This is a genomic window from Albimonas marina (assembly GCF_029223255.1).
Lineage (GTDB): Bacteria > Pseudomonadota > Alphaproteobacteria > Rhodobacterales > Rhodobacteraceae > Albimonas.
Window position 1 is genome coordinate 352,415 of record NZ_JARHUC010000008.1, and the last position, 7,076, is coordinate 359,490.

2 protein-coding genes are annotated in these 7,076 nt (G+C 71.1%); both read left to right on the forward strand.

Annotation, left to right across the window (positions count from 1 at the left end; genetic code table 11):
- The first annotated feature begins 5 nt into the window (after window positions 1–5).
- Window positions 6–6,281: a calcium-binding protein gene (locus P2H44_RS21245; protein ID WP_275766893.1), complete on the forward strand. Its 6,276-nt coding sequence runs from the start codon at window positions 6–8 to the stop codon at window positions 6,279–6,281.
- 83 nt (window positions 6,282–6,364) lie between these two features.
- Window positions 6,365–7,039 carry an adenylate/guanylate cyclase domain-containing protein gene (locus tag P2H44_RS21250; protein WP_275766895.1) on the forward strand — a complete coding sequence of 225 codons (675 nt, stop codon included), beginning with the start codon at window positions 6,365–6,367 and terminating at the stop codon, window positions 7,037–7,039.
- Window positions 7,040–7,076: the final 37 nt, after the last annotated feature.

Below are 7,076 nucleotides of genomic sequence, written 5' to 3' on the forward strand. Positions count from 1 at the left end.
GCGTCATGACCACGCTGACCGGGATCAACATCTTCACGCTCGGCCAGGTCTGGGTCACGGAAACGGACGCCGACGTCAACCAGATCGTCGACGGCGACGCGTCGCTCGCCGAGGTGCAGGTCTTCTTCGGAACCGACTGGGACAGCCTCCTCGCCGACTACACGGGCTACCTGGTCTACGGGCTGGGCCTCGCCCTGCCGGGCGGGCGCACGCTGGTCAGCGCCGCCGCGCCATCGGTGAACGGACTGGTCGACTCGGACGACTTCTTCCTGGGCACGAACTCCGGCACGGCGGGCGGCTTCATGGCGGCCTATGGCGGCCTGGGCGCGGACACGGTCATCGGCTTCGACGGCGACGACCTGCTGGTCGGCGGCAGCGACGACGACTTCCTCAGCGGCGGCCGCGGGGACGACAAGCTCTACGGCGACTGGACCGACGTCGTCACCTTCAGCACGGACCTGATCGATCCGAGCATCCTGACCGTGCACCTTCCCCTGGAGGATGCGTCGCTCACCGGCGACGACGTGATCGAGGGCGCGACCGGCGACGACACGATCTGGGGCGGCGCGGGCGACGACTCCCTCTCCGGCGGCTCCGGCGGCGACACGATCTACGGCGGCGACGGCGACGACGTCATTCGCGGCTACGACGGCGCCGACACGATGTACGGCTTCTTCGACTTCTCGACCGGCGACCTGGTCACCGTCAGCTGGACCGAGGACGACGGCGTCGACTGGCTCTACGGCGGCGACGGCGACGACCAGATCTACGGCGGGCCGCGCGGCGACGGGTTCACCGACAACGTCTGGGGCGGCGACGGGGCGGACCTGTTCTTCCTGTCCTACGCCGAGCTCGCCTCCTCCGACGACGCGGGAACCAACTTCTGGACGGGCTGGCAGAGCGAGGCCGTGGTCGCCGGCCGCACGGTGGTGACCAACGGCATCGCCGCCGCGCTGAAGGCGGCCGAGAACGCCTTCTTCTCGACCGTGCCCGGCGGCTTCGTGCTGAACGGCATCGCCTCGGGCATCGGGTTCCTGGCGGCGCAGGGGCTGAACACGGCGCTCTCGAACTCGACCGCGGCCGCGGCGCCCAGCACGGCCGAGGACGTGCTGAAGATCTACGACTTCGATCCCCGCTACGACATGCTGATCCTGCCGGGCGACGACACGGCGACGATGGATCACTCGGTCGACTTCTCCGACGACACCGACTACCCGGGCTACGTCATCAACTTCAACCACTCGGTCAGCGGCGACACCTACGCCAAGGTCTACGTCGCGGACGACTATTTCGACTCCTTCGGCCTGTCGCGCGACTCGTCCGCGGTCGAGGCTCTGCTGGAGCTGATCTTCGCCAATCGCCTGATCGTCGATTCCAGCGGCGTGAAGTCCGGCGGGACCTACGCCTTCTCGACCGATCCCGCGGACTACGAGGACGGCGTGGTCCCGACCGGCCTGACCGAGGCGCTGGACCTCGCGGCGTCGAGCGGCGTGACGCTGACGATCTACGGCGCGATGACCCCGCAGGCGGTCTACGGGCCGGCGGTCAGCTCGACGCTGGCCTACCTGGGCGGCACCCAGATGGGCGACATCCTCAGCGTCAACGCCGCGGGCATCTCGCCGGACGACCTGGCGAGCTCGGCCTTGCTGACCTCGACCGCCGCGCATATCCGCGGCTTCGAGGGCGACGACGTCATCTTCGGCGGCAACGGGGTCGACAGCATCTCGGGCGACGAGGGCGACGACATCATCTTCGGCGTCGGCCACGAGGGCGTGGAGACGCAGGAGCTGTTCTACGGCGGCGCCGGGAACGACCTGATCCACCTCGGCTGGACCTCGATGTCGGCGCTGGTCGACGGCGGGATCGGGACCGACGAGGTCTCGTTCGAATACGCCGACGGTCCCGTCACGCTCGACATGACCGCGGATTCGACCGACGCGCTGACCGCGGCGAACGCCCATACCACCCACGCGCTGAGCGGGCTGGTGAGCAACTACGCGCTGGCGAACGTCGAGGCCGTGACCGGCACCGACGACGACGACGTGATGCGCGCCAGCGACCTGCGCAACACGACGCTGAACGGCGGCGAGGGGGCCGACACGCTGACCGGCGGGGCGAAGACCGACCATCTCTACGGCGGCGACGGCGACGACAGCCTCGACGGCGGGGCGAGCCGCGACCACCTGTTCGGCGGCGCGGGCGACGACAGCCTCCTGGGCGGCTTCGGCAACGACTATCTCTACGGCGACGACGGGGCCGACACGATCGACGGCGGGACCGACGCCGACGGCGCGGACATCGACGTGGCGATCGCCGAACTGGCCGCGGCGCTCGACCTGACCATCGTGGACAAGAGCTTCTCGCTGGTCGACGGCTCGGGCGCGACCGACGTCTACACCAACACCGAGGGGCTGCGGGCGAGCCTGTGGGCCGACACGGTCACGGGCGACGACGGGATCAACATGGTCCTGGGCTGGCTCGGCGACGACACCCTGTCGGGCATGGGCGGGGCCGACATCCTCGACGGCGGCGACGGCGCGGACGAGATCTACGGCGGCGCGGGCGACGACACGCTCTACGGCGGCACGACCTCGAACGCCTGGAACTACGGCGGCGGCTTCCTCGACGTCGCGGACACGATCCATGGCGGGGACGACGACGACTACATCGACGGCGGCGAGGGCGGCGACACGCTGTTCGGCGACGCGGGCGACGACAGCGTCTTCGGCGGCGACGGCGACGACGTCATCTACGGCGGCGACGGCGCCGGAGCCACGGCCGGCGCCGACAGCGTCGACGGGGGCGAGGGCGACGACGAGATCTTCTCCGGCGCCGGCGGCCTGACGGCGACGGGCGGGGACGGCGACGACACGCTCGACGCCTCGACCGGGACGGCCAGCCTGCTGATCGGCGACTCCCTGACCGAGACCACGGCGGTCTTCGACGCCGGGGCCTGGGGCGACGACACGCTCGTCGGATCGGGCGAGGGCGACACGATCCACGGCGGCTTCGGCGACGACCTCGTCGCCGGCGGGGCTGGCGACGACACGATCTACGCGGGGTCCGGCGCCGACAGCGTCGACGGCGGCGCCGACGACGACCTGATCCAGGTCACGATGCAGGTCTACGGCGCCTCGGGCGCGGTCGCGGCGACCGTCGACGGCGGCGCGGGCGACGACGCGCTGGTCCTCGCGACCTCGGCGCTCGACACCGGAACGCTCGGCTATGTCGTCGATCTGGCCGCGGGCACGGCCGAGCTGGTCGGCTGGTCCGGCGGCGTCGCCACGGCCGTCAGCCCGGCCCGGACCGTCGCCTTCAGCGGGATCGAGACGCTGGTGGGCTCCGCCGGGATCGATCTGATCTCGGGCGCGGACGGCGACGACGTGATCTACGGCGGCGACGGCGACGACACCGTCTTCGCCAGCCTGGGCGACGACACGCTCTATGGCGGGGACGGCGAGAACGACGTGCTCGATCTCGCGGGCGTGGTCACCACCTTCAGCGCCTGGGACGGGACCTTCGGCGACGTCACGATGACCGTCCAGGACCTGTCGGGGACTGAATACACCCTGTTCTTCTCCGGCTTCGAGGCGGTCGCCAACTATGTCGGCGACACCGCGCAGAACGGAGTGTTCTACGGCGGCGACGGCGACAACGTGGTCGTCGATCAGGACTACGACTGGGTCTACGGCGGCGGCGGCGACGACACGCTGACCAATTCGGGCAATGTCGCCTATGGCGGCGACGGCGACGACGCGCTCGACTATTCCGGCGTGACGGAGATCAGCGTCGGCCTGTGGGGCGACGCCGGGAACGACGTGCTGATCGGCGCGGACCAGCCGCTGAGCAACTACTACATCGACCTCCTCTACGGCGGGGACGACGACGACTCGCTCTACGGCGGCGCGGGAAAGGACTCGCTCTACGGGGGCGGCGGCGACGACTGGTTCATGGGGGGCGACGGCGTCGCGGCGAACAAGAAGTGGATCTACGGCGGCGACGGGTCGGACACCGTCACCTACGCGCATATCGTGCAGACCGGCTTGCACTACGCGGTCAACCTGCAGATGGGGCCCACCGGCGCGGCCTACATCAACGGCAACACGGTCTCGGACAAGGTCGGCGACGTCGAGAACGCCATCGGCTCGGAGTACGGCGACTGGCTGGACGGCTCCACGGGCTCCGCCGCCCGCACGCTGCTGGGCATGGGCGGCGACGACAGCATCGACGGCGGCGCGGGCGCCGACTCGCTCTCGGGCGGCGAGGGCGCCGACACCCTCGCCGGGAACGACGGCGCCGACTCGATCGACGGCGGCATCGGCGCGGACAGCATCGACGGCGGCTCCGGCGACGACGTGATCGCCGGCGGCGAGGGCGACGACGTGATCGCGGGCGGCGTGGGCGACGACACCCTCGTCGGCGGCGCGGGCGCGGACGTCATCGACGGCGGCTTCTGGGACGACGTCATCATCTGGAACCACGGCGACGGCGCCGACGTCATCGACGGCGGCTTCGACGACGACACCCTGATCCTGAACCTCGACGACGGGGTCGAGGGCTTCGAGGACGTGACCTTCGCGCTGAACGACGCCTCCGACGGCGTCGTGGTGACGGTGGGCGAGGTCGCCTTCACCTTCACCAACATCGAGGAGATCGTGATCAACGCCGACTCCGACGGCTCGTACATCGTCGGATCCGGGAACCTGACGCTCGCCGGGGTGGCCGAGAACACGATCCGCTTCCACGGCGGCAAGGGCAACGACCATTTCGACGGCTCGGCCATCGATGGGGTCCGCGTGATCGTGCATGGCCGCCGCGGCGACGACACGCTGCTGGGCGGGGCCGGGCACGACATCCTCTACGGCGGCAAGGGGGACGACACCAAGTACGGCGGCGGCGGAAGCAACATGTTCGTCGGCGACCCCGAGGACTTCCTGGACGAAGGCTTCATCGGCGACTTCGGCGAGGGCGACCTGCTGCGGATCCGCAACCACGGCAACGGCGCCGAGCTGGGCAAGGTGGTCGACGGCGCGGCGAAGCTGAAGATCGACGTCGACGGCGACGGGATCCACGAGTCGACGATCACGCTGCACGGCGACTTCGTCGCGGCCGAGAGGAAGTGGATCCGCGTCGAGGACCGGAAGGGTGACCTTCACATCCAGCTCGACACGCCGGTCGCGACCGAGGCGATCCTGGACGGCGGCGAGGGCACGGACGGAGACGACTTGCTCTACGGCTCCGACAAGCGCGACGTGCTCTCCGGGCATGGCGGCGCCGACCTGCTGGACGGCAACGCCCGCGCCGATGCGCTCTACGGCGGCGCGGACGACGACACGATCCGCGGCGAGGGGGGCGACGACGCGGCGTCGGGCGGCTCGGGCGACGACAGCCTCTTCGGCGGAGACGGCCATGACCGGATCGAGGGCGACGGCGGCGCCGACGAGATCTTCGGCGGCGACGGCGGCGACAGCCTTTTCGGCGGCACGGGGGCGGACCTGCTGGAGGGCGCCGACGGCGCCGACGCGTTGTTCGGCGGGGCCGGGGCCGACGACCTCTATGGGGCCGCCGGCGCCGACGAACTCTACGGCGGCTCAGGCGCGGACGACCTCCGGGGCGGGCTCCGCAAGGACCTGCTCGACGGCGGCGAGGGCGACGACGCGCTGCGCGGCGAAGCCGGCGCGGACGTCCTGTCCGGCGGCGCCGGGGCCGACGTGCTGCGCGGCGGCCGCGGGACCGACCTGGCGAGCTACGCGGACGCCGAAGCCGGCGTCGTCGCCGATCTCTCGGGCGGGCGGACCGGCGCGGGCGAGGCCGAGGGCGACGTCTACCACGGGATCGAGGGCCTGCTCGGCTCCGGCCACGACGACCGCCTGATCGGCGACGACGCGGACAACTCGCTCTCGGGCGGCGCGGGCGACGACATCCTTGTCGGCGGCCTCGGCGCGGATCGGCTGAGCGGCGACGCAGGGTCGGACCTCTTCGTCTATCTGGACGCGGCGGACAGCGACCGGACCCTGTCCGACGTGATCCTCGACTTCGAGCACGGCCTCGACCGGATCGACCTCTCGGCCATCGACGCGAACGCCCTGACCGGCGCCGAGGACGCCTTCGCCTACATCGCCGACGCCGCCTTCTCCGGCACGGCCGGCGAGCTGCGCCTCGCGACCGCCGCAGGCGGCGGCCTGCGTCTGAAGGGCGACCTCGACGGCGACGGCGCGGCCGACCTCCTGATCCGCCTCTCCGGCCCGATCGCCCTGGGGGAGGACGACCTGGTCCTGTGACCCGCCCAGCCGTCCGCGATCCTGTTGCCGTCATCCCGCTGCATCGGTAACACTTTCCCTTACGGCATCGTGGGGACAGGCGCATGGGCCCCGACCTCTCGGTCAGACGGCTGACGACGATCGTCGCGGCGGATGCAGCGGGATACTCCCGCCTTGTCCGCGCCGACGAGGACGGGACGCTTGCGGCGTTGCAGGCGCATCGCGCCGAGCTGATCGATCCGCAGATCGCCGCCCATGGCGGGCGCATCGTGAACACCGCCGGCGACGGGCTCCTGCTCGAGTTTCCCAGCGTGGTGGACGCGCTCAGGTTCGCCCTGACGGTCCAGCGCGGCATGCGCGCGCGCAACGCCGGGATGCCGCAGGATCGACGGATCGAGTTCCGCATCGGCGTCAACGTCGGCGACGTGGCCAGCGTCGGCGACGACCTGCTGGGCGACGGGGTCAACGTCGCCGCGCGGATCGAGGCGCTCGCCGATCCGGGGGGCGTCTGCCTCTCGCGCACCGCGCGCGACCAGGTGCGGGATCGCAAGGAGTTCGCGCTCGAGGATCTGGGCGAGCTCGAAGTCAAGAACATCGAGCGCCCCGTCCGGGTCTTCCGCCTGAAGGTCGACGGGACGGGAGCCGAACCGAAGCCTCCTCGCACCGCCCTCGCCGCGCGCCTGCGCGGCGCCGCTGAACCGCTCCGGGTCTGCCGGAGGCTCCCACTCCTGAGTAGGATGGAGCCCCATGAGCAAGACGACGAACAAGTTCTCCCCTGAGGTCCGCGATCGCGCGGTTCGCTTGGTGCTGGACAGC